The 20,949-nt window shown below is 47.5% G+C and carries 20 protein-coding genes and 1 pseudogene; 12 read left to right on the forward strand and 9 right to left on the reverse strand.

What is annotated here, in order from left to right; genetic code table 11:
* Nucleotides 1–243 precede the first annotated feature (243 nt).
* From QUA47_RS23580 to QUA47_RS23600, 5 genes are all read right to left on the reverse strand, one after another.
* The gene (locus QUA47_RS23580) at nt 244–2,193 is read right to left on the reverse strand and encodes a DUF3685 domain-containing protein (RefSeq protein ID WP_333432538.1); all 1,950 of its coding nucleotides are present in this window, start codon (nt 2,191–2,193) and stop codon (nt 244–246) included.
* Between the two features lie 47 nt (nt 2,194–2,240).
* A complete protein-coding gene (locus tag QUA47_RS23585; protein ID WP_333432539.1) occupies nt 2,241–4,463 on the reverse strand; it encodes a hypothetical protein in 2,223 nt (740 codons plus the stop codon).
* A gap of 734 nt (nt 4,464–5,197) precedes the next feature.
* On the reverse strand, nt 5,198–5,662 hold the full coding sequence (locus QUA47_RS23590) for a Fur family transcriptional regulator (protein ID WP_006632002.1): 465 nt from the start codon (nt 5,660–5,662) through the stop codon (nt 5,198–5,200).
* Nucleotides 5,663–5,889: 227 nt separating this feature from the next.
* A complete protein-coding gene (locus tag QUA47_RS23595; RefSeq protein WP_333432540.1) occupies nt 5,890–7,014 on the reverse strand; it encodes an Hpt domain-containing protein in 1,125 nt (374 codons plus the stop codon).
* A gap of 82 nt (nt 7,015–7,096) precedes the next feature.
* Entirely contained in the window at nt 7,097–7,351 is a 255-nt protein-coding gene (locus QUA47_RS23600) for a hypothetical protein (protein ID WP_333432541.1), read from the reverse strand.
* Between the two features lie 270 nt (nt 7,352–7,621).
* Between QUA47_RS23600 and QUA47_RS23605 the strand changes: the two genes are divergently transcribed.
* The 8 genes and pseudogenes from QUA47_RS23605 to QUA47_RS23635 all read left to right on the forward strand — a co-directional run bounded on the left by QUA47_RS23605 (nt 7,622) and on the right by QUA47_RS23635 (nt 12,026).
* The gene (locus tag QUA47_RS23605) at nt 7,622–7,882 is read left to right on the forward strand and encodes a ParB N-terminal domain-containing protein (RefSeq protein ID WP_190733544.1); all 261 of its coding nucleotides are present in this window, start codon (nt 7,622–7,624) and stop codon (nt 7,880–7,882) included.
* Between the two features lie 95 nt (nt 7,883–7,977).
* Nucleotides 7,978–8,529 carry a DNA starvation/stationary phase protection protein Dps gene (gene dps, locus QUA47_RS23610; protein ID WP_333432542.1) on the forward strand — a complete coding sequence of 184 codons (552 nt, stop codon included), beginning with the start codon at nt 7,978–7,980 and terminating at the stop codon, nt 8,527–8,529.
* Nucleotides 8,530–8,607: 78 nt separating this feature from the next.
* On the forward strand, nt 8,608–9,312 hold the full coding sequence (locus tag QUA47_RS23615) for a helix-turn-helix domain-containing protein (protein WP_333432543.1): 705 nt from the start codon (nt 8,608–8,610) through the stop codon (nt 9,310–9,312).
* 51 nt (nt 9,313–9,363) lie between these two features.
* A complete protein-coding gene (locus QUA47_RS23620; RefSeq protein WP_333432544.1) occupies nt 9,364–9,777 on the forward strand; it encodes a hypothetical protein in 414 nt (137 codons plus the stop codon).
* Between the two features lie 219 nt (nt 9,778–9,996).
* A pseudogene (locus tag QUA47_RS31085) lies at nt 9,997–10,194 on the forward strand (type IV pilin-like G/H family protein); the annotation flags it as partial.
* Nucleotides 10,195–10,278: 84 nt separating this feature from the next.
* Nucleotides 10,279–10,827: a hypothetical protein gene (locus QUA47_RS23625; protein WP_333432545.1), complete on the forward strand. Its 549-nt coding sequence runs from the start codon at nt 10,279–10,281 to the stop codon at nt 10,825–10,827.
* Between the two features lie 3 nt (nt 10,828–10,830).
* Nucleotides 10,831–11,379 (forward strand): hypothetical protein, encoded by a 549-nt coding sequence (locus QUA47_RS23630; protein ID WP_333432546.1) that lies wholly within the window; start codon nt 10,831–10,833, stop codon nt 11,377–11,379.
* 320 nt (nt 11,380–11,699) lie between these two features.
* A complete protein-coding gene (locus tag QUA47_RS23635) occupies nt 11,700–12,026 on the forward strand; it encodes an STAS domain-containing protein (RefSeq protein ID WP_006632013.1) in 327 nt (108 codons plus the stop codon).
* Between the two features lie 56 nt (nt 12,027–12,082).
* Here QUA47_RS23635 and QUA47_RS23640 read toward each other — a convergent pair whose 3' ends face one another.
* Complete coding sequence (locus QUA47_RS23640) at nt 12,083–13,219, reverse strand: SpoIIE family protein phosphatase (protein ID WP_333218707.1); 1,137 nt, start codon at nt 13,217–13,219, stop codon at nt 12,083–12,085.
* Between the two features lie 417 nt (nt 13,220–13,636).
* On the opposite strand from QUA47_RS23640, the gene QUA47_RS23645 reads away from it, so the two are divergent.
* Nucleotides 13,637–14,155: an ATP-binding protein gene (locus QUA47_RS23645; protein WP_333432547.1), complete on the forward strand. Its 519-nt coding sequence runs from the start codon at nt 13,637–13,639 to the stop codon at nt 14,153–14,155.
* A gap of 15 nt (nt 14,156–14,170) precedes the next feature.
* Here the strand turns inward: QUA47_RS23645 and QUA47_RS23650 are convergent, their stop codons facing one another.
* The 3 genes from QUA47_RS23650 to QUA47_RS23660 all read right to left on the reverse strand — a co-directional run bounded on the left by QUA47_RS23650 (nt 14,171) and on the right by QUA47_RS23660 (nt 16,540).
* Nucleotides 14,171–14,938 carry a DUF1350 family protein gene (locus QUA47_RS23650; protein ID WP_333432548.1) on the reverse strand — a complete coding sequence of 256 codons (768 nt, stop codon included), beginning with the start codon at nt 14,936–14,938 and terminating at the stop codon, nt 14,171–14,173.
* Between the two features lie 155 nt (nt 14,939–15,093).
* Nucleotides 15,094–15,300: a hypothetical protein gene (locus tag QUA47_RS23655; protein ID WP_333407392.1), complete on the reverse strand. Its 207-nt coding sequence runs from the start codon at nt 15,298–15,300 to the stop codon at nt 15,094–15,096.
* A gap of 208 nt (nt 15,301–15,508) precedes the next feature.
* Entirely contained in the window at nt 15,509–16,540 is a 1,032-nt protein-coding gene (locus QUA47_RS23660; protein WP_333432549.1) for a glycosyltransferase family 2 protein, read from the reverse strand.
* Nucleotides 16,541–17,642: 1,102 nt separating this feature from the next.
* Here QUA47_RS23660 and ggt point away from each other — a divergent pair.
* The 3 genes from ggt (at nt 17,643) to QUA47_RS23675 (ending at nt 20,889) form a co-directional block, all read left to right on the forward strand.
* The gene (gene ggt, locus QUA47_RS23665) at nt 17,643–19,370 is read left to right on the forward strand and encodes a gamma-glutamyltransferase (protein ID WP_333432550.1); all 1,728 of its coding nucleotides are present in this window, start codon (nt 17,643–17,645) and stop codon (nt 19,368–19,370) included.
* A 513-nt stretch (nt 19,371–19,883) separates the two neighbouring features.
* Nucleotides 19,884–20,762 (forward strand): choice-of-anchor L family PEP-CTERM protein, encoded by an 879-nt coding sequence (locus QUA47_RS23670; RefSeq protein ID WP_333432551.1) that lies wholly within the window; start codon nt 19,884–19,886, stop codon nt 20,760–20,762.
* On the forward strand, nt 20,746–20,889 hold the full coding sequence (locus tag QUA47_RS23675) for a hypothetical protein (protein ID WP_333407400.1): 144 nt from the start codon (nt 20,746–20,748) through the stop codon (nt 20,887–20,889). Before QUA47_RS23670 ends, QUA47_RS23675 begins: the two co-directional genes overlap by 17 nt.
* The last annotated feature ends 60 nt before the right edge of the window (nt 20,890–20,949 follow it).

Below are 20,949 nucleotides of genomic sequence, written 5' to 3' on the forward strand. Positions count from 1 at the left end.
CGCTACTTTTACCAACAGGGGATGAGAGCTATAAGTCAGATTCAGTCTAGCTCTTAGCCATCTTGTCACCCCCCCAGTCACGAATCACCAATTATATCAAATCCGTTAACTTCCCTACACCAGAACTCTTGCACGCATTCGCAAAATATTTTGAAAAGCATCGGCGTCAATCCCGGTTAATCTGCGGTTTCCGCCTTACCTCAAAGATTTATGCAAGATTTTCTACTACTCGTTGCCCAACCATCACCCATTTTTCCCAAACTTGCTATCTTGCAAAGAATTACCAATCCCCTGGATAATTCCCCGCCCGATCAAACCAATTCCCCGCCCTATAACCTGAGTCAAAACGTAAACAACCCCAGCACCCAACAGCGAAATAACCGCGCGAACTCTAGGTGCGATCGCATCCCTGGTTTCCAGCAGCAAAGTCAAGGCTAACTGCCACCCAGAAAGCTGTGCTAACTCCTGATTTCTCGGAGAATAAATAGAAATTTTCTTAATTCCAGAATCGCCCAAAACAAACAGCCAAAACCTGCTTTCAAAAATAGCTTTCGGTTCCACAAAATATCTATCCCAGCGATATCTCCACGACAAATTATTCCGAAACCGCTCAATTTCTCGTGTCGAAATCAACTTACCATCGTAAAAAATTTGCTTGATTTCTTCAATATTCGCCAAATTATTTAGTAGAGGCTGTACCGCTCCGCTAGCAACTTGAATTGCCAAATTTTCTAACAAAGCTTCAGCTCGCTGCATCGCTTCCGGGCTGCCAGCAACACAAGAAATATTGTCAACTGTTAGAGGAATTTCAAATAGCAAATGTGCAAAAAAATCAACTGTCATCGGTATTTTGTCAAGGATTTGTGCTGCAACTACATCAGCATCTGCCAGCAGCATCGGCACAACTTCTACACCGCTGCCTGCCAAGATATCAGCAGCGCTTCCCCCTTGACTTTCTCCCAGTTTTAAGCTTGCTTGACTGCGATCAAAAACCAGATTTTCTCCCGTTTGCAGTGTATAGTATCTGCCAAAAAAATCTATGATTGTCGCCTCCCACAAATCCCGTAAAATAGCAGGCATTTTTTGCGACAATTGAGTTTGCTGCACTTGCGAAAAGCGCAATTCCTCCAGCAAATCCTTTAACTTCCGCAGGATGGAACTCATCAATTCACGCTTTTTGGGCGATCGCAAAATATCGATTTCCAAAGGCAAGCCAGTCAAATTCACCAACTCAAACTGCAATTTAGCCGCCACAGAGTCAAACAAGCTATTTTGCCAATTAGTTGCCACGGCGAAATCTTCCGCCGAAACTTGGGAATTCGCTAATTGCAATTGAGAATTATTTAACAAATTCTCGCCTCTAATTTCTTCTTCCTGCCTTCTGCCTTCTATCCTCTGCTTTATGCCTTCTGCCTTCTGCCTTCTGCCTTCTGCCTTCTCCCCTTTTCCTTCAAATAATAACTGACTGACAATCCAGCGAGCTGCCAGCAATTCTCTGCGGCGCCCGCTGAGTACAACTCCATCTAAAATAGAGGGCAAATCAGTCGGCTCTGCGGCTCTGATATCTTGCAAATCAGCTTGGACAACCGCCAAAGTTGCATCTATTTCCCGTAGTCCAGAGTGACAAAAATAAGCCAGCATTTTTTTGTGTACTGGCGTATCAATTGTCCGATCATCTGCATTTTTATCTGCAATTGCTGCGGAGTTTTCTACTGTTTGAACCACCGCTGCATTTAGTTCTATTTCCGAGTTAGCTGCCGCATCCGTCGCCCAATAAGTGCGACCCGATGCCACCGCGCGAATAGCTTCGATTGTCAAGGAAATATCTCTACCTTTAGGACAATAGCCATTCGCGCCCGTAGCCTGTACCTGGGCCAACAGCTCCGGTGTCAGCGGCCCGCCTAGCAGCAACAGGGGCAGGTTGGGGTACAAACTTTTGAGTTCGCGACAAAATGCCAGCGCCTCTGTTGGACCCGATCGCAAATTTAAAGCCTCAACAGCCAAAATTACCAAATCTGCGGGTTTCTTGGCTGCTACCAATTCGAGCGAGCGAGCTTCTAGAACTCGCAAAGCCTCGGTTCCCCTGGAAACCTCTGCGACAACTTGCAAGTCTGGATACTGCTCGCAAGCGACTCGCAGCCCCAGCCGGAAAATGGGGTCGCCATCGATCGTCAGCAGTTGGAAATTACTCACTTGATTTTAGATTGGAGATTTTAGAGCTCGATCGCGCGAAAACCCAATTACTCGGGGAGCAAATTACCATCAGGAGGCCCAGCCGATTCAGGAATCGAGGGCGGCGCTGGTTCCGGAGCCGGAGCCGGAGGAGGAGCTGGTTCCGGTTCCGGAGCCGGGGCCTCTTGTCTCGCGGGCGGATAGTAAGGTTCCGGCTCTGGAGCGGGCGGATAGTAAGGTTCCGGTTCCGGCTCCCGGGCGGGCGGATAGTAAGGTTCCGGCTCTGGAGCGGGCGGATAGTAAGGTTCCGGCTCTGGAGCCGGGGCCTCTTGTCTCGCGGGCGGATAGTAAGGCTCGGGAGCCGGCGCATACTCCTCCTGTTGCGGAGCTGGCGCGTACTCCTGTTCCGGAGCTGGCGCATACTCCTGTTCCGGAGCTGGCGCATACTCCTGTTCCGGAGCTGGCGCGTACTCGCGAGTGGGTTCCGGTGGCGGTGCAGTATTGGCTCTAAGTTCGGCACTCCAGCGCCCGATCGCACCTGCCGCCTCTGAATACAGCGCCCTACCGTAACCGATTTGGGAAGCCGTATCGATCGCCGCTCCTAGACTGCCTTGAGACGCCAATTCCAAAGCTCGATCCAGAATCGGTCTGTCTTGAGCAACTTGCAGTTCGCTCACCCACTGATAGACATTATCCTGAGCTTTCGCGTACAAAGTCCTACCGCTCTTAATTGCCGAAGCTTTTTCAATAGCAGCACTAAGTTTTCCTTGCTTCGCCAGGGCTATAGCTTCATCCAACAAAGGCTGATCTTGAATAACTTCTATGCGTTTCGTCCACTGAGCCAAGAGAGTTTGCGCTTCTATCCTGCGGGGGCGGTTTTGAGCGATCAGGAGTAGCTGAGCCATGCCGCCCTTGAGTCCTTCAACCGTCTGGGGTTCTGCCAACTGCTTCGCCAAAGTCAGAAAAGATTGGTCTTCGATCCGCTGAATTTCTCGGCGCCAAGCAGCCACCAAAGTTTGAGCGTGAACCCGCCGCGGCTGCTTGAGTCCGATGGTTTGCGCTTGCTCGATCGCTACCTGAAACGTCCCTATGTGACCGAAACTAGCGATTGTGCTCGCCATTTGCAGTCGCAGCAAATCTTGAAACTGCACCTGCAAATTTTCAATTTGAACTTGAGCTTGCTTGTACAGAGGGCGACCCGGAGCAATTTGGCTAGCAGCCCCCTGCCCTTCCAGCAAACTAAAAATGTGTTGCGGCAGCGGAGTTGATATTGACTGGTTCCACGTCACAGCTTGAGCCCTACCCAACTGCATCAAATCTTGAGCTTCCGCAAACAGCGGCGAATCCTGCGGCACCACAGAAGCAGCCTCGATCGCCCCCGGCAGGTCTTTGGCCCCCAACCGCTTAGTAGCCATTGCCAGCAAAGTCCGGCTCCAGCCCTCAATTTCCTTCTCAGCTTTAGCGCGGGCAAAAAGCTGCGAGTCTATTTTACGAGCCAGGACGATCGCCTCAGCGAACTTTTGCGGAGTTCCCTCCGTCGCCAAATCTCTAGCCTCTTGCAAGCGCTGCCAGCCGTTTCTTTCCAAAGAAATCTGCTGGATCAGCTCGTTGTAACGCTTCTGGCTCCAGAAAACATTTTCCAGCTTGAACAGAGCTTGAGCATAATCCCAAGCCTTCCTTAAATCCTCACTTTTCAAAGCTGCTAGGGCTGTATCGTAGAGTTTTTGGCCCTCCTGCCAATTTTTTTCCCAAGCAGTAACAGCCTCCTGTACCTCTGGGTAAGACCGACTGGTTTTCGGAATTTTCGCCACAATCTCCAGAGCACCCTTCAAATCGCCTCTCTCAATTTTTGCCTTGGCAAATCCCAGAATGGCTTTCGACCATTCCCCTATCAAATGTTGACCTTGCGAGTATAGCGGATGTTCTTTCGGCCAAGCCTGCACCAATGCCATTGCCGATTCTAGCTGTTCTAGCTTGCCCGACTTAGCAGCTTGTTGAGCGCAGTAAAGTCGCTCTCCGTCCGCCGCCAGCGGCGACAGTTGCTGGCAATTCGGCGGTGGCGGCATCGTCAGCAACCACAGAAATGCAGCGGCACCGGTTACTCCAAATCCCACCAGGAGACTCAGCCAGATAAGCTGCCACTGCCAAAAAGTTCTTTTTCCCTCAGTCGGCAGCGCCGTTACTGAGGAACTCGCATCGCCTGTCGCCTCTGCACTGAACTGTGCCGTCGGTTTAGGGGATGGGTTGTATTGCGGTGGTGTGTGGAATTGGTCAGATTGTCGTCTCGCCATTACTTCAGCCTGTCCTGTAATGCGCACTAGAATGTGACACTCCCACATCAAATCTATAGATTGTGATGTCGGCTTCTGACTCCTGTTAAGGAGATCGAGAACTTCCTTCAAGGTACTGGCAATCTTTCCCTCTACGGCGTTTTATAGTGAGGTTCGTGTCTGGCCCCACTGGTTGCTTCCGAGTATTTTAGGCTCTCGAAGCACGTAAATCATACCAGTTATCAAACAGTTATTGACAGATTCCGGGGCCGTTTAGCAGAAAAAACAGTATAAAGCCCCGTCAGTCCATCAATTTTAGATTTTAGATTTTAGATTTTAGATTTTAGAATTGACTGTGCACATGAATTGTGGGAGGGATTCAACTAAGCTCTCATATTAAATCCGGGTCAGAAATTCCCTGATCGGACTCAGCGGTTGAAACCCAAACTACACAAACTTTGCTCCACTCCAAGCTGATTAAAAAATAAAGGGGGTATTAAAGCCGGATTTGGTCTACACTTTTACCTGTAGGGGATAGGATTGATTTTTTTGGTTTAGTCGTAAATTTTATTCCCGATCGCCAAACTTGCTGATCGAGTTTCATTTTTCTGTTTTCCTTTTTTTCTACTGTGCCGAATTCCGGCGGGCGACGCAAAAAAAACGATCAAGCGCAGCTAAATACTTAAATCATTTTATACGACCGACCGGCCCCGCACAAAGATCTGTTTTGCTTCCAACAGCGGCGGCTTTATCGGTTACGAAGCCTTTGGCGTATCGGTGACACTCGATGCTTGCGTAGCGGACTCGGCCGAGCGATATCCGTAGAAATCTATCCGGTAGTCTACAATTCTGACACCAGTTTGCTGTTGGATTTGCTCGATCAAGTCGATCGGCAATTCCACATGAACGTCCAGAATCTGAGCCGTATCAAGACAATTGACGTGAGAGTGAGAGTCGCTGACATTGCCGTACAAGCGTCCCTCTGAGCGTTCTATGCACTCAATAATCCCTTCTCTCGACAAAGCTTCTAGATTTTGATAGACAGAAGTATGACCGATCGAATGCGCTTGTTTGTTGAGGCGATCGTAAATTTCGCGAGCCGAGAGGTGTTCTTTTGCCTCCCACAAAAGTTCTAGAATAAATCGACGCTGGCGGCTCAAGCGCATTCCCATCGCCTGACAGCGGTTTAAAGCATCTTCTAATGAACGAATTGGTTTCACAGCTACCGCCTTATAAAGCCTGCTCGATTTTTAATTCTGGTACAATATTGCACGCCTACATATCCACTAATTCTAACGCAGGGTTGCCCAACAGTAGAAGGTAGAGGACAAAAATCTCGAATGAGTGAATTTTTTCGAGTTGCTGCTCAACTCAGGCTGCCAGCACCCCCAGAAAATTATCCGCTTCAAAAATATTGCTTTGACTCTATCTTCTACTGCAACAAGTCCTAGTTCGAGGATTTGATGGCTTGAACCAGTAACTTGGCGATTTCGGAGAGTTGCTTTTTGTTGAAAGTTTTGAGCAAAAGCTTGACTACCGCCTTCGGTTCGCCCGGAAGTGCGACTTGCTTCGACGACGCTGCTGCTGGGGCTGCTGCTGCGGCTGCTGCTGCGGCTGCTGGGGCTGCTGCTGCGGCTGCTGCTGCTGGGGCTGCTGGGGCTGCTGCTGCGGCTGCTGGTTTTGGGCTTGCTGCCAAAAGTAGCAAATTTTTACTCGGAACGATCGTCTTGACTTTCCCCACTTGTACTAAATCGCCAGCTTCCTTGAGTTCTTTGATAATCAGAGGAGCTAAGACTTTATAAGAGTTTTTGGGATTAACGATCGCTGCTCTAGCGGTTTTTACTAAATTTTGCCAAGTCTCTATTTTACCTCCCAACTTATAGAGGCGAACGCACACAGCCGTCAACTCAGAGCGACTAGCAGCCGATTCTTTCTGCTTGAACACCTGCAACATTTCTTTGAGTAAAGTCATCACTTCAACAGCAAAATTCGCCGGCACAGCGCCCGCTGTTGGAGCGGCGGGCTTACCAGACCCAGCAGCCTGTACTTTGCCCGACGCCAATTTATTGAGGTGAGTTTCCAGTTGAGCAAAAACAGGCATCACCTGCTGCACGAGTTTTTCTCCCTCTTCATTCCTCAAGCCGAAAGGCCCCTCCAGTCGCCCCAGCAAGTCCTTAAGCGTATCAACTCCCTTTAAAAATAGGGATTCTGCCGTTTGGTCAACCTGCTTGACGGGCCCGTCCTTGAGCACCTTAAAACAATCTTCCAAGCGGTGAGCGGTTGTTTTAATACTATCTAAGCCGAGCATAGCCGCCCCTCCTTTCACGGAATGGGCGGCCCGAAACATCTCTTGGACGCTTTCGGGGTCTTTCATCGTGGACTTTAAATCCACTAAACCATTTTCTAGAGTATCGAGGTGCTCCTTAGCCTCCTCTATAAACAAACGCATAATTCGGTCTTGCTGATCTGACACGACAGTCCTCCTAACAATCTCAGCACCCTCCAGAAAGCACCCTCTTCGCGGGAGAAAACGCGACTCCTGGCTAAAGTCTGAAGCTCCCATGCAAAACATTCTAGCCTGCCTCAGCTAGCAGACTCAAAATACTGGTGCCGGGGCAATCTTAGCCCTAAAACTGGTGCGGTGGAGATTGAGGCTAGAGTTCTGAGGGAGTATCTGGAGCGACTTCAATACCCATTCCTTGTTTCATCATCTGCTGAACCGTAATCAAGTCGCTTAACTCCTTGACTTCGACGCCGATGTCTTGGCAAGCCTTTTTCAGTTCCCGCTCGAAGGTGTTGAGGTCGCCTCCGTAGCCGCAAAGCTTCGCGGCTGTGGCGATTCCTTGTTGGGCGTTAGCTTTGGCGCAGTCGATCAATTCAATGCCTTTGAGGGGTAGGGAGGATGCCATAATTTCAAGCCACAATTTATCTTTTCTCCCACTGTAGCTAGAAGGTTGAGGTCGATCGATCTATCGAAAGGTATGAAAAATTCTGCCTGTGCTGAGTGTTGCCAATTCAGAGCTATTTGTATGGGATTGCCTGCCAAGATAGCAGTAGTTGGGATTTTCTAACCCCCATATTCCCAGCAGAAACCAGGTTTTTGCGTAAGTCCTACTATTTATTGACAAAACGAAGTCATAACGAGTATGATTTAACAAGAAGCAAAACAGACAGCCGCCATGAGGATCGAAGAAATACCCCTCAACCAGATTCGCCGCCCCCTGCCGCGAGTCAACGACCAAACCAAAGTCGCCGCCCTCATGGAATCAATCCGCGAGGTAGGTTTAAACGAACCCATCGATGTGCTAGAAGTAGATGGCCAGTATTACGGATTTTCCGGCTGCCACCGCTACGAAGCTTGCCAGCGTCTCGGTTTAGAAACTATCCGCTGTAAAGTACGCCGAGCTCCCCGTGCCGTGTTGCAGATGCACCTAGCCTGAGCCTCTCAACAGAAATTCACAACAGTCAAAGAGGCCATCGCCCAAAGCTTTCTAAGATATTCGATCGACAATCACTAATAACAAGCTAAAAACCTATGACTACCAACAATCACAAACAACATCTTTACCCCACCCGCATCGATATGTCAGTTACCACCCGCTCTCAAGTAGTGGGGCTGCTAAACGCCACGCTGGCAACGACTCTGGACTTAAAAACTCAAGTCAAGCAAGCTCACTGGAACGTTAAAGGCATGGACTTCTATCAGTTGCACTTGCTATTTGACGAAATGGCAACAGAACTCGAAGAATACATCGATTTGGTTGCCGAACGGGTAACTGCTTTGGGCGGTTTGGCTGTAGGAACAGCCCGCACAGCCGCCGCAGATTCGATCCTGCCAGAGTTTCCGTTCGACATTTTAGATGGGAAAGAATATGTGACGGCTTTGGCCGATCGCTACGCACCCTACGCCCAACACCTGCGAGTCGCCATCGACAAAACAGACGAACTCGGCGACGCCGATACAGCGGATCTGTACACCGAAATTTCGCGGACAATTGACAAGCGTTTGTGGTTCCTAGAAGCGCATTTGCAAGGTTCTGCGACAACTGCAACAGCCACCGCCCGGGAAAAAGTAGCCGTCAAATAGCAAGCTTTCAATAATTGGACTTGCATCGGAATAAATTGCAAAACTCTTGTGGGGCGGGCCCAACAGCCCGCCCCAAAAATGTATTTCGTTAATGCTCCTGACAGTTTACGATCGAGAATATGTCCATTTATTAATTTGGATGAGTTTTTCGTGGCAGCTAATATTCCCGATTATTCTCCTCAACTGCAACGCCTGATGCAACAGGCGGGGCTTTCGAGCGATCGAGAACTCAGCCAAAAAGCAGGAGTTTCCGATATCCAGCTAAGTCGCCTGCGTCGCGGCTTAGCTTTGCAAACCCGAGCCGACATCCTGCTCAAAATCAGTCAAGCTTTACAAATTTCCTTAACCGAACTGCTCGCAACCTTGGCACCAGACTATGTAGAGTTAGAACAGGCGCCACCGACAGCCGTAGAAGAAGAATATCAGCGCCTGCAAGCTTCGATCGAACAGCAGCGAGAATCTTTGATGCAGGAATTCCAGCTATCTAGCGTGCAAATTTTAGAATCTTGGATGTTGCAGTGGCCGACTGCTGCGAGCAAAGCTCAGGAAAATCACAACTTGCGGGCTCAGAAACTACTGCCCTTGCTGCGACCCGTCGAGCAGTTATTGGAGCATTGGGGAGTGGAGTCGATCGCCCCAGTTGGAGCCGAGATTCCCTACAACCCCCAACAGCACCAGCTCATGGAAGGAACAGCACAGCCCGGAGAACCCGTCAAAGTCCGCTACACAGGCTACAGACAAGGCGACAGACTCCTCTACCGCGCCAAAGTTAGCTTGGTTTGAGCTATTGTAATTGGTCAATTAGCTGTCATTCTGAATAACAAGGATAACCCTATGTCTCAAGTAATTGTAGCCGATATACCTGCCCCTTTCTTTCTGTCACAAACGGGTAATATCTGGGTTTTTGTCAGCATTATTCCCGTTGAGATGCTAGTTATTTTTATATGTTTGAAATCCTCGGAAATTGCTCTTGGTTTTTCCAGGTTGTTCGTCCCATTTTTAGTGGCAAATATTGCTACCTCTATTGTAGGACTTCCTATTTTATTATTTAACGCTCCGTTTTCTATAGATGGGATTGGGACAATAATCTTACTAATTAGCTTCCTGCTTTCTTCTTATATTGAATCTGTAATTTATGGCATTGTTTTCAAAACTAACAATATTCCGAGATGCAAAATCGTCCTATTTTCTGGTCTCAGCAATTTGGCGAGTTACATAATTCTTTGCTTAGCTCTTATTTCTACTTGAGGCTATAACAATGGGGGAAGTCCATTTGTAACATCTAATCCTTCAATGATATGCTGGGAAGTAAGAAGTGACATACGAAGTTATATTAGCTTGCAGAGAAACTTCTACTATGAGAAAAATCGCTTGGCTAATAATTGGGAATAATTAAAATTACGCCAACAAAAAGAAACTAGATATGGATTTTATCGATAGGATTTTCAGGGAGATGCAACGAAAGCTAATTTCACAGCCACGGGCAAAATAAAGGATCTCAAAAGTTACCAAGTTACAATATTTATTGTTAAATACAAGGACAATGACAAATTCATTCAAGGCATTTGTGAAACTGACAAGCCATCTATGAAAGCTCCTGAGATACCGCAATTGGTTGATGGTGCTTTTCAATGTCCTCCTGGTTCCTCAGATAAAAGCGATTGATTTTGATTGCGTGAACGATAAGAAATCGAGGGCGCAAAGAAACGAGGTTTATGACCAAAACTGTCAAGTGCTATATCTAATCCAATGCCAAACTATCAACATAAATTTCGGTTGCACCAACCAACTATTTACCTTTCTGCTATTTCCCTCTCCTTAATTCTTGGTATTGCTCACGGTTTAGCTGATGCAGCCGCCGGGTTTGTGTTAGGAAGTTTGCCCCGCACGATGTCTTTAGAGCAAGCAAGTTGGCTGATTATTCTCTACAACATTCTGGGTTTTGGGTATCAGCCATTGGCGGGAATGCTGACAGATAAATTCCAACGTCCTCGTCTAGCTGTTTTGGGGGGAGTGTTTTCGCTTTTATTGGGATTAGCGATCGCTCAATGGCATTCTCAACTAGCTGTAATTTTAGCAGGAATTGGTTCGGCCGCTTTTCATGTAGGTGGCGGCGCTTTAGCATTAACTGCTACTCCTAATAGTACTACTGGTCCGGGAATTTTTGCCGCACCAGGAGTGAGCGGTTTAACATTAGGTGGTGCGTGGGGATGGACGGGTTACAAAGTTAGCTTGCCAATAGTCATACTCCTCGGTTTCATGATGGCGATCGTTGCCATAATTGACTTGTCAAAATAGGATGTGTTCTCCCATGACCAGGCTCTGTCTGGGAAGGAAACAATCGAATATATCCAATTAGATGACTGGGTGTTATTGGTACTACTGAGCGCGATCGCGCTCAGTAGTACCGTCTGGACTAGCTTCCAGTTCCTCTTACAAAGGCATCTCTATCAGCTCGTTGCGATCGCCTTTGTCGCCGGTATTGCCAAAGTCTTTGGCGGTATTCTCGCACAGCGCTGGGGCTGGAGGCGCTACACAATTGTTTCCCTCACAATGGCCGCAGTTTTATTATTATTTTATCCACCAAATTACCTCACTTTAATTCTTGGTTTAGCACTACTCCAGTCGAGTATTCCTGTCACCCTCGCCGCCACAGCCAAAATTATGCCACAACAGCCAGCCACAGCCACAGGTTTTGCACTCGGACTCGCGATTATTGTGGGCGGTATTCCAGTGATGGGTGGTTTGAGCCAGCTCGCTGGCATACCGGCTGTTTCCGCTTTGATTGTTATGGTATCTGCTCTGTCGCTGTGGTGGGTGTTGAAATCGAAAATTATGCTAAGTCGATGAAAAGTCGAAGATGTCAATCTCCCCCTATGGAATGCAGACAGCCCCAATACCTATAAATTCAGTCGCAAACGTATCCATTGTGGACTTTACCGCACAGCTATTGGGTGGGCAGTCAACGCCGATGCTAAGGGCGCTCTGAAGATATTGAGGAAGCATACAAGTAAGCTGAATCAGTTTCTTGGACTGTTTAGAGGCTGCTGGGCGCTGCCTTTAAGAGTGAAAATGTCTTAGAAATCCCACTCTGTTATTTGGATCGGAGTCCATCTCGCAGCTATACTAGCCTAGTCTGGCTAGAAATTCTGACATTCCCACCGCAAAATATGAGTCCTGTAGTTAAAATTATTCAGCCCTCTGGCATTTTAGACGGCACCAAGGCAAGTCAATTCCGCCAAGAGATTAGCGACCTAGTGGAAGCGGGAGCCGATGTGGTATTGATAGACTTCACTGATGTGACATTTATGGATAGTTCTGGTTTAGGCGCTTTAGTCTTGGCGCTCAAAACAGTCCGGGCCGCTGGGAGTCAATTAGTTGTCTGTTCTATCAACGAGCAAATCCGCATCTTATTTGAACTCACCAGCATGGATCGAGTTTTCGAGATATTTCCGACCCGCGATGCTTTTAATAGCAAAATTCCTTCAACTAACTAAATCTTTGGGCTGCTGCCTTCTTGCTATTTGGTCGCAGATGCAATGCAAGAAGTCAGCTAGCCAAAGTTTACCTTGAGTAAAGACCAATCATCATCAAAAACTGCTTTAGCGTTCAACTTTTGAATGTAGTTCAAAACCAGCTCTAACTGGTCGGCACTTGCACCGTTGTAAGCTGCTAACAGGTCGACGAAAGGGTCAAGCCCCCAGATATTGCCGTCAGGTTGGTGGATCTCGTATACCCCGTCGCTAAAGATGTAGAGAGTGCTCAAATCCTCGACATCGCAGCAATTATCGACATAGGGGGCGTCGGGGAACATCCCGACAGGCATTCCGGGGGTTTTTAATCGCTGGATTTTAGCAGTGCTCGCAGGCGACTGGGAAATCAACACGGCCGGTGGATGGCCGGCGCTGGCATAAACTAGCTGGCGAGAAATGCGGTTGTAAACGCCATACCAGATGGTGAAATACTTGTCATTTTGGTAGCTCATCTGGAAGGTGGTGTTCAGGGCGCGCAAAACGTCGCTGGGTTTGTAGTAGTCTATGTTGGGGAGCGCGCGCGATCGCAGCAAATTCAGCACTGCCACAGAAGGCAGCGCCGCCCGCAAACCGTGACCGGCTACGTCGAGCAAGTAAATCGCCAAATAATCGGCATCTAGCCAGTTGTAGTCGAAGCAATCTCCCCCCAACTGCCGGGAGGGAATGAATTTTGCCTCAATGCTGATAGGTTCCGTCATCGGATCTGGCAGCAGCGATTGCACGTACTCGGCCGCCTCGGCTAACTCTGCTTCCAGACTTTGCTTGGCTATTTTTAAATCTCGGCTGAGTTGGTGCAGCCTCAATCCCGCGCGTACTCTCGCCTGCAACTCGTTGAGTTCGATCGGCTTCGAGATAAAATCGTCGGCACCGGCGTCGAGCCCTTTGACTCGATCGGCGATCGAACCCAAAGAAGTCAACAAAAAGAATTGTGTAGTTGACAGATCCGGATCTGCCTTAACTCGACGGCAGACATCGATGCCGGTCAAGCGCGGCATGATCCAATCGCAAATTATCAGGGCCGGACGCAATTTTTGCGCCTGGGCTACACCGTCTTCGCCATTGCTTGCTACTGTTACTTCGTAACCCTGTTTTTTCAGGGTTCTTCTCAGCAGTTCTTGAACAGCCGTATCATCGTCAATAACCAGAATTTGAAACATGGGCACTTAGGTACTACAAGTTTTTCAAGGTCTGGGGGTCATTTAAAATATATCCTGTCAGCGCCCTTGTCTGAGATTGAGTATAGTTTATTGGCATCGCTTTCGAGGTAATTGCTTTTGACAGCGGGTCGTTGAGTTCAATTTACGTTAAAATTTGATGGAAATTTGGCGCGATCGAACTTCACTCAGTTTATACTCAGAATATAAATTTTTATAGACTTTTATTTGCCACAGCCGCTGGTTGACATGAAAGTGCTATTTATGGTATAGTGACTAACCGATTAGTGGATTAGACATCGCTCGACGGCCCACCAAAGCTAGTATCCTCAAACTACCATTCAATTTTGCCGCCGTTGTATTTTGTCTCATCGTATTTTTTCTGGTTGTATTTTGCCCACCGGCAGATGAAGAACTTCTGTGGTGAGCGTGATTGAATTAAAGGGTTCCGAAAAGTTGCTGATGCTAAAAAAAGCGGATCTTCAAGTCAATACAGGTCTGAGTGGATTAAGCTGGGTTTTGTCGTGGTTTGGACAATTGTACGACTCGCGAATTCCTACAAGTGTGTGGATACGATGTCAGTTAGCTTTGGCTGAGGGCTTTACGAATGCGGTGCGTCACGCCCACAAGGGCAAACCACCGGATTTGCGTGTTGACATTCAGGTGGCGGTGTTCGCTGAATCTTTAGAGATTAAAATTTGGGACTCGGGCGATCCGTTTGATTTAGAGCAAAAAATCAAAGATATTTCGGAAAAAGTTGATATTAACTCTCCGGGCGGGCGCGGTCTAAAATTGATTAAAGACATCGCAGACAGTATTAGTTATGTGAGAACGGCTGATGGACGGAACTGTTTGTCGATGGTCAAAAATTATACTCCTGTCTCAAGGTCGAACAATGAAGATGATATTTTGGAAGTGGTAGAGGAAATTTCTGATTAATGGGTTCATCGGGTTTTAAACGCGGGACAGAGGATTAAGCCACAGCAGAATTGTCCGTTTTAATTCATTTAATTCTCGATACACTTCTTGTTTGACCCATTGCCCGATCGCGTCGAAGGGTGTAAAAATTTGACCCACAGGCCAGCTAACATCTTGCCCCAAGGGCGTTTGATGGTTGCCAGTTAGAGTCTGAACTGTAATCATCTCGGGAAATCGTGCTTTTAGCAGTTTGGTCAACAGCAGGGTTTGGTCGATGTTGTCGCCGTTAAATTTGACTAAAAGATTGCGCCGGATTTGATAGCTATCTTGGACGAGGCGATTAGTCTCTTGCGGGGAAGGGGTAAACTCGACGTTAAAGACGGGGGAAATTTGCTCGACGATCGGGATTGCTTCGGATGCCGCATAATTGTTGAAAGAAATCAGAATATTGCCTGCCCTTTCTACGTCAAATACAGAACCGATCAGCAAGTGCAGTTTGCATCCCATGCTGTGTCCCATACCGTAAATGGGGAGATAGGAAGATTTGAGCAATTTAGTGCCGCGCAGGCGATCGAGGGCATTTTCAAATTTGTTGAGAACATCGCGGGCGATCGCAATATGATCCAAAGTATTGACAAACGGCGTTGCGACTACAAGATATCCTTGGTTCCCCAAAGCCTCTAACAGCCAGCGATAGGTGAGTTGCGGTGCTGTCGCCACAAATGCACCGCCGAGAAAATGTACGATCGCGATCGGTCTTGAGGGAATTAATACCCAATTGCCAGAAATTTCTTGCCAGTCCATAAATTCAATCTAATTCCAAATAAAAAGGCGAGCGGCCTCTGAAGGTAGAAAGCAGAACTTTTGCTAAATTTTTGCTTTTATTTTCTGCTTCAAAAAGGGGTTTGCTACCCATTTTTTCATTCAAAAAACTTGGCTCTTTACTTATATTATGATATTTAGTGTAACTGTTTTCGCAGCAAATAGCACGGTGCGGGAACGCTGCTATTTTCGCCCTGTATAGGGTTGAAGCTGGCGGTCGAATAAATCAAGGCTGACATACGATCGCCGCTTTCAAAGATTTGTATATCGTGTCCCATCGCACGGCTGCAAGCCGCTGTAGCTGGTATTGCGGGTAATTGATCCGACAGGATATTAACAGTCAAATACGGCTCAAAACCCCAATATCGCGTCTTAACCAGTCTCTGGGCGATCGGCTTCGATTCGGCTTTATTGGCAGTACCTAATTTCTTGACTAAACCCGCATATAGCAGTTCTCAATAAAGTGAGGTATGCCCTATGCCCTATGCCCTATGCCCTATATCAAGCGTGCACCTCATGTTACTGAGAAAGGCTATACAACTATAACATCCTTTAGGACAGCCCCCCGATTTCAGACGATCGCTGGGGGTTTAATTCTGCCGAATAACCAATACCTTCTGCCGTTTGATGACTCAACTTTTCGTGAGTCTTCATCCATTTCCACTTGTTGACAGTAGCTTGCGGATTGAGCACGGTGGTAGCGACACCGTAAACAATAGTAGGCAAAACCTCCCGATTTAACCAACTTTGTCCCAGCTTTCTCATGTAGTGCAGTGCCAAAACTTCTCGCAATTTGTTAAGCCTTTGCAAAAGCGGCAAATTCTTAAAACATAACTGTTCGTACTCGTGGAGTGATAACTGTTTTTCTCCCCGCAAGCGCCGCAGTTGGTTTTCCTTGACACAATCAGAAGCTATGCGCTTTTTCAGCCAGTGCTTATCTGTGAGAGATTTCCCTCTAATTCTATAATTTCCCAAAGGTTCTGTCGCCGCTAGCAAGCCGTACTTTTGAGCAAGTTTGGTAAATAACTCTGTATCTTCTCCTACCTCCCAATCTTCTGCAAACCCGCCTTCTTTGACAAGAATGGAGCGATCGACTACAACAGAAGACGGGAAAACCCAAGGACTTTCGCCTGTCTCCTTAATCGCCTGCATTTCTGCTTTAGTTGTAGGATAGGTGGGAATATAACTCAACTTCTTTCCGTGCTTGTCTAAATATCGCAAAGCGTGAGCCACAGCTTTGACTTCGGGATTGTCTGCGAGCATCTTCAAACAAACTTCTAACTTATTGGGTTCCCAGGTATCGTCGCTATCGATAAACGCTACATACTCGCCTGTGGCGCGATATATCATTAAATTTCTCGACTTAGAAACCCCGTAATTTTGGGAATTCCTGAAGTATTTAATTCTCGAATCTTGCTCGACCAGCTTAGCAGCAACTTTGTCAGTAGCATCAGTAGAGCAGTCATCAACAATTAAAATTTCTAGATTCTTGTGGGTGCCCTTGAGTACGGAGGCAACTGTCTCGGCCAGAGTGTCGGCAGCATTGAATGCAGGAATGATTACACTAACTTTTTGGCTGTTCATAACTTGCATGAGGTGTGGTTTGGTAGTTGTTCGCCGAAGTAGAGTCTGGAAGCAGACACTCTGACTCCTTTACGTGTTACTACCAGTATTCCCGAAACTTGCCTAGATACTGCCAATATAACAGGCTTACCAACCTGAGTGTGATCTACCATAAGGGGGGGAAAGGCGTTAAAAGACGGAGTGCAGACTATTTGGGCGGCAATTTTTCTGACACAGGCCTCGGCTGCGAGGCATTTAGGGTTTTATCGGAGGATTGGAATTTTCCTAAAGTCGATCGCATATTTTTGGTTTAATATAACTTACCCAGAAAAACCCGGCTTCACCCAAAAATATTGGTTTGAGAACTATATATCTACTAAAAAACCGGGTCTCTAACTCAGATCGATTCCAGTTAATCGCCGATCGTAAAATTTTTTCTCCCGCGCCAGGGGCGTGCGAGTGAGGTCAAAGTGGGAGCATCTCAATGAAAGCAGCCCAGCCCCAAATTGGAGTTAGGAGCCAGGAGCCAGGAGTCAGGGGGAAAGAGTCAGAAGGAAGGAGTCAGAAGAAGTGTTTTTACACATATGAGATGCTCCCGTCAAAGTCCTCACTACAAACCTGTTTTATTGATTAACTCACCAGTCGAACAACTGCCCAAAAACTGCTCTGCTAAGTCTGCTAAGTGTTGCATTACCATAGCAATCACCTAAAAGTTTGAGTTAATTATTTTTGAGGTTTCATTTACTGGCGATGTTTAATCAGGCTGGAAAAAAAGATAATTTGAAAATTCCGAAGCTTTATGAATATTGGTTTCTCTAATTTGCCTCTTTAGCATTTCATACAGTAAATCATCAACGCCATTTTTCGGCGCTTATCAGCTTTTTTGAAATCAGTATATTCTCAAAAAAAATGCTTTTTTCAACTTGTTTAATTATTAAATTGCCATAAGATGTCCCTCTTTTCTCTCTTCCTCTTGTACCGCGAGAGGTGCCCAGGGTCAAATCGTTTCCCCATCTGCCATAACAGGTAATTTATTTGCGGTTGAACTCAGTACCGCATTTAGGTTTTAGGGAAGATGCTCCTAAAAGTATACTATAAAAAATCCTCGCCTCACCCGTAAAAAATGTTGCCAAAGTTCTTGAGCAAAGTGCAAATTTATACTGGTTGCCTAACAGTCTTGGTGTTGGGCGGCTGCCAGCAGCAGCTACAGACAACCTTGCAGCAACAGCGCAGCAAACAGGGAATGGCAGTTTCAGCTCACCCTCTGGCGAGCGCTGCGGGGCTGGCGCTGCTACAACAGGGAGGAAATGCAGTGGATGCGGCGGCTGCTACGGCTTTGGCGATTTCGGTGGTGGAGCCTTTTTCGGCGGGTATCGGCGGCGGGGGTTTTTTGCTCCTGCGGCGGGCGGAAACGGGGGCTGTGCAGGCGCTGGATTTCCGGGAACGAGCTGCGAAACGTGCGGCGCGGGATATGTACCTCGACAAGCAAGGCAAGGTGCGCCAAAGGGCAAGTCTGGACGGGCATTTGGCGGCGGGTATTCCGGGCACTGTGGCTGGACTTTATACGGTGCACCGCGAGTATGGTAAGTTGCCTTGGGCCCAGGTGGTGGCGCCGGCGATCGCCCTGGCTGAAAAAGGCTTTCCGGTAAGTTCGCGGTTTACCACGGCTACCGGGCGACGACAGGATGTGCTCAACAAAAACCGGGCGGCGCGGGAGGTTTTTACTCGCGGTGGCATTTTATACCAGCCGGGTGAGCTTTTGGTGCAGCGGGATTTGGCGCGGACTTTGCGGCAGATTGCACAAAATCCGCAAAGTTTTTATACCGGGGACATTGCGCGGGCGATCGCCGCCGACATGGCTAAAAACGGCGGCATTATCACTCTGGAAGATTTGAAAAACTATACGCCGATTTGGCGGAATCCCGTTTGCGGGAACTTTCGCACTTACGAAATTTGCGCCATGTCGCCTCCTTCTTCCGGGGGCGTTCATTTGTTGCAAATCTTAAATATTCTGGGAGAGACGGATCTCAAGAGGTTGGGGAGGCCAAGTCCAGATACGCTACATTTACTGGCGGAGAGCATGAGGATTGCTTATGCTGACCGGGCACAGTATTTGGGCGACCCGGATTTTGTGAGGGTACCGGTCAAAGCTCTGACTAGCAGCAATTATGGCAAATTGAGACGATCGCAAATCCAAATGTCAAAAGCCAGACCCTCCAGCGAGGTAAAGGCTGTTGACGCTGAAACTTTGAACCGTCTGCTGTGGGAGTCTCCCGAAACTACCCACCTGACGGTAGTTGACAAAGAGCGTAATGTAGTAAGCTTAACGTTTACGGTGAATGGCGGTTTTGGGGCTGGAGTCGTGGCCGCGGGTACGGGAATTTTGCTCAACAACGAGATGGATGATTTTGCAGCGGCGCCGGGAGTGCCGAATTTGTTTGGTTTGGTGGGCGGGGAGGCAAATTCGATCGCCCCGGGGAAAACTCCTTTATCCAGCATGACGCCGGTCATCGTGACAGAAAATGGCAAATTTCGCCTCGCAGCGGGAGCTCCCGGAGGCAGCACGATTATTACTACGGTGTTGCAAATAGTGCTGAACGTGTTGGTTTACGACATGAATGTCGGCGATGCTGTGTCTGCACCTCGGATACACCACCAGTGGCAGCCCGATCGCCTGATGGTGGAACGGGGAGGTTTTGAGGCTGCGACGCTTTCGGAGTTGCGGCGGCGGGGACACCAGATTGTCGAAGGTGACGGCTGGGGCAATGCCAATGCGATCGTCCTGACTACGGATGGTTGGTTGGAAGGGGCTGCCGACCGGCGCGGCGAAGGAGAAGCAAGGGGGTTTTAGTCAACAGTCAGTCGATTAGAGATTTTAGATTGTAGACTTCGGCGAGCCGTCGAGTCGCGCTCAGTCGAAGGATTTTAGATTTACTCCAGAGATGAATCTGGGATGTTGAACTAGGGTCAAAAATTTTGATCTCTCTACGACAGGAATCGGGCGCTTGTATGGTTTTTTTGGGGGAGGTCATTAGTCATTAGTCATTACCTATTAGTCATTAGTCATTAGTCCTTAGTCATTAGTCATTTTGGAGAGCGCCAAGGGTATCAAAACCAGGGTTTTTTGGTCTCCAGTGCGTAAGTCATGAAATTATTAGTCTGTGTACGTGTATTTTTGCCTCCCTATTTTTTCGCTGAGGTTTATAGGCGGACAAAATGCCAAGAACTACCCAACAAAATAACTACCAAAAGCGTAAATCCACTTATATGTAAAGTTATTGTAAAGATGCTAGACATTAATAGTTATATAATGTAAAAATGAAGTTGTGCAGAGAATCAGGTTTGTATCTTCCAGGAAAAATTTATGATAATTAGTCACAAAATTGCTGCCTTAACAGCTACATTAACTACTGCTCTGAGTTTGTTGGCAGCGCCAGCAATGGCATTTTCGGTAGGGCCAACTAATAACGCTGAGACTTTAAAAAATAATTTATTGGGGGCTAATACAGCCGGGTTGAGTAATTTCTCTGTTTCACTTACGGGTAATTCGGCTGCTTTTGGTACTTTCACTAATGACCCCTTCGGTTTGAAATCAGGTGTTGTTCTGAGCACGGGTAAAGTCGCCGATATACGGGGTAAGAATCGGAAAGATAACTTCACGATCGAAAACAGCGATTTAAGCACGGACTTTGGGCCTGAAGGTGAAGAGGGGGATTTGACTCAGCTAAACCTCAGCTTTTTTGCTAATAGCACGGTTGAAAAGTTAGTCTTTCAATATGTATTTGCTTCTGAGGAGTTTCCTGAGTTCGGCAATTCTGAATTTAATGACGATTTTGAACTGCTGCTGAACGGCACTAATTTGGCAAAATTGAGCGACGGAAAAACAGTTACGATTAATAATCTTGTTCCCGATCCCTATAATCGCTCTACATATCACCCAGACTATATTGACAACCCAAGTTTGACAGGTATTGCTGCTAACATCGTTAAGCTCGACGGTTTTACTAAAATTTTAGGTTTTGAGGGTTTGCTCAAGCAAAATCAGACGAATGTTCTCAGCATCCGCATTAAAGATGTGGGCGATGGCAAGTTAGATTCTGCTGTATTTATTAAAGGCGGTTCTGTGGAGACGGTTCAAGCTGAGCCGGTTCCCGAACCAATGACTGTGGGAGGTTTGATGGCGGGAGGCGCTATGCTGGCTGCTGGACGAAAGTTACGCAATCGCCGTGGCGGAAGTAATTAATAACGGAAGGAAGAAGGAAGAAGGAAGAAGGAAGAAGGAAGAAGTAAGAAGGAAGAAGGAAGAAGGAAGAAGGAAAAAACAGAACAGGAACCATTTTGGCGGTTGCTGTAATATGAATCTCGATTAGCCGTGTTGGAGACAGAAACGGGGTTTGATGAACGAAAAGACCTCGTTGCAGCTATTGAAC

It is taken from the genome of Microcoleus sp. MON2_D5 (assembly GCF_036701905.1).
Lineage (GTDB): Bacteria > Cyanobacteriota > Cyanobacteriia > Cyanobacteriales > Microcoleaceae > Microcoleus.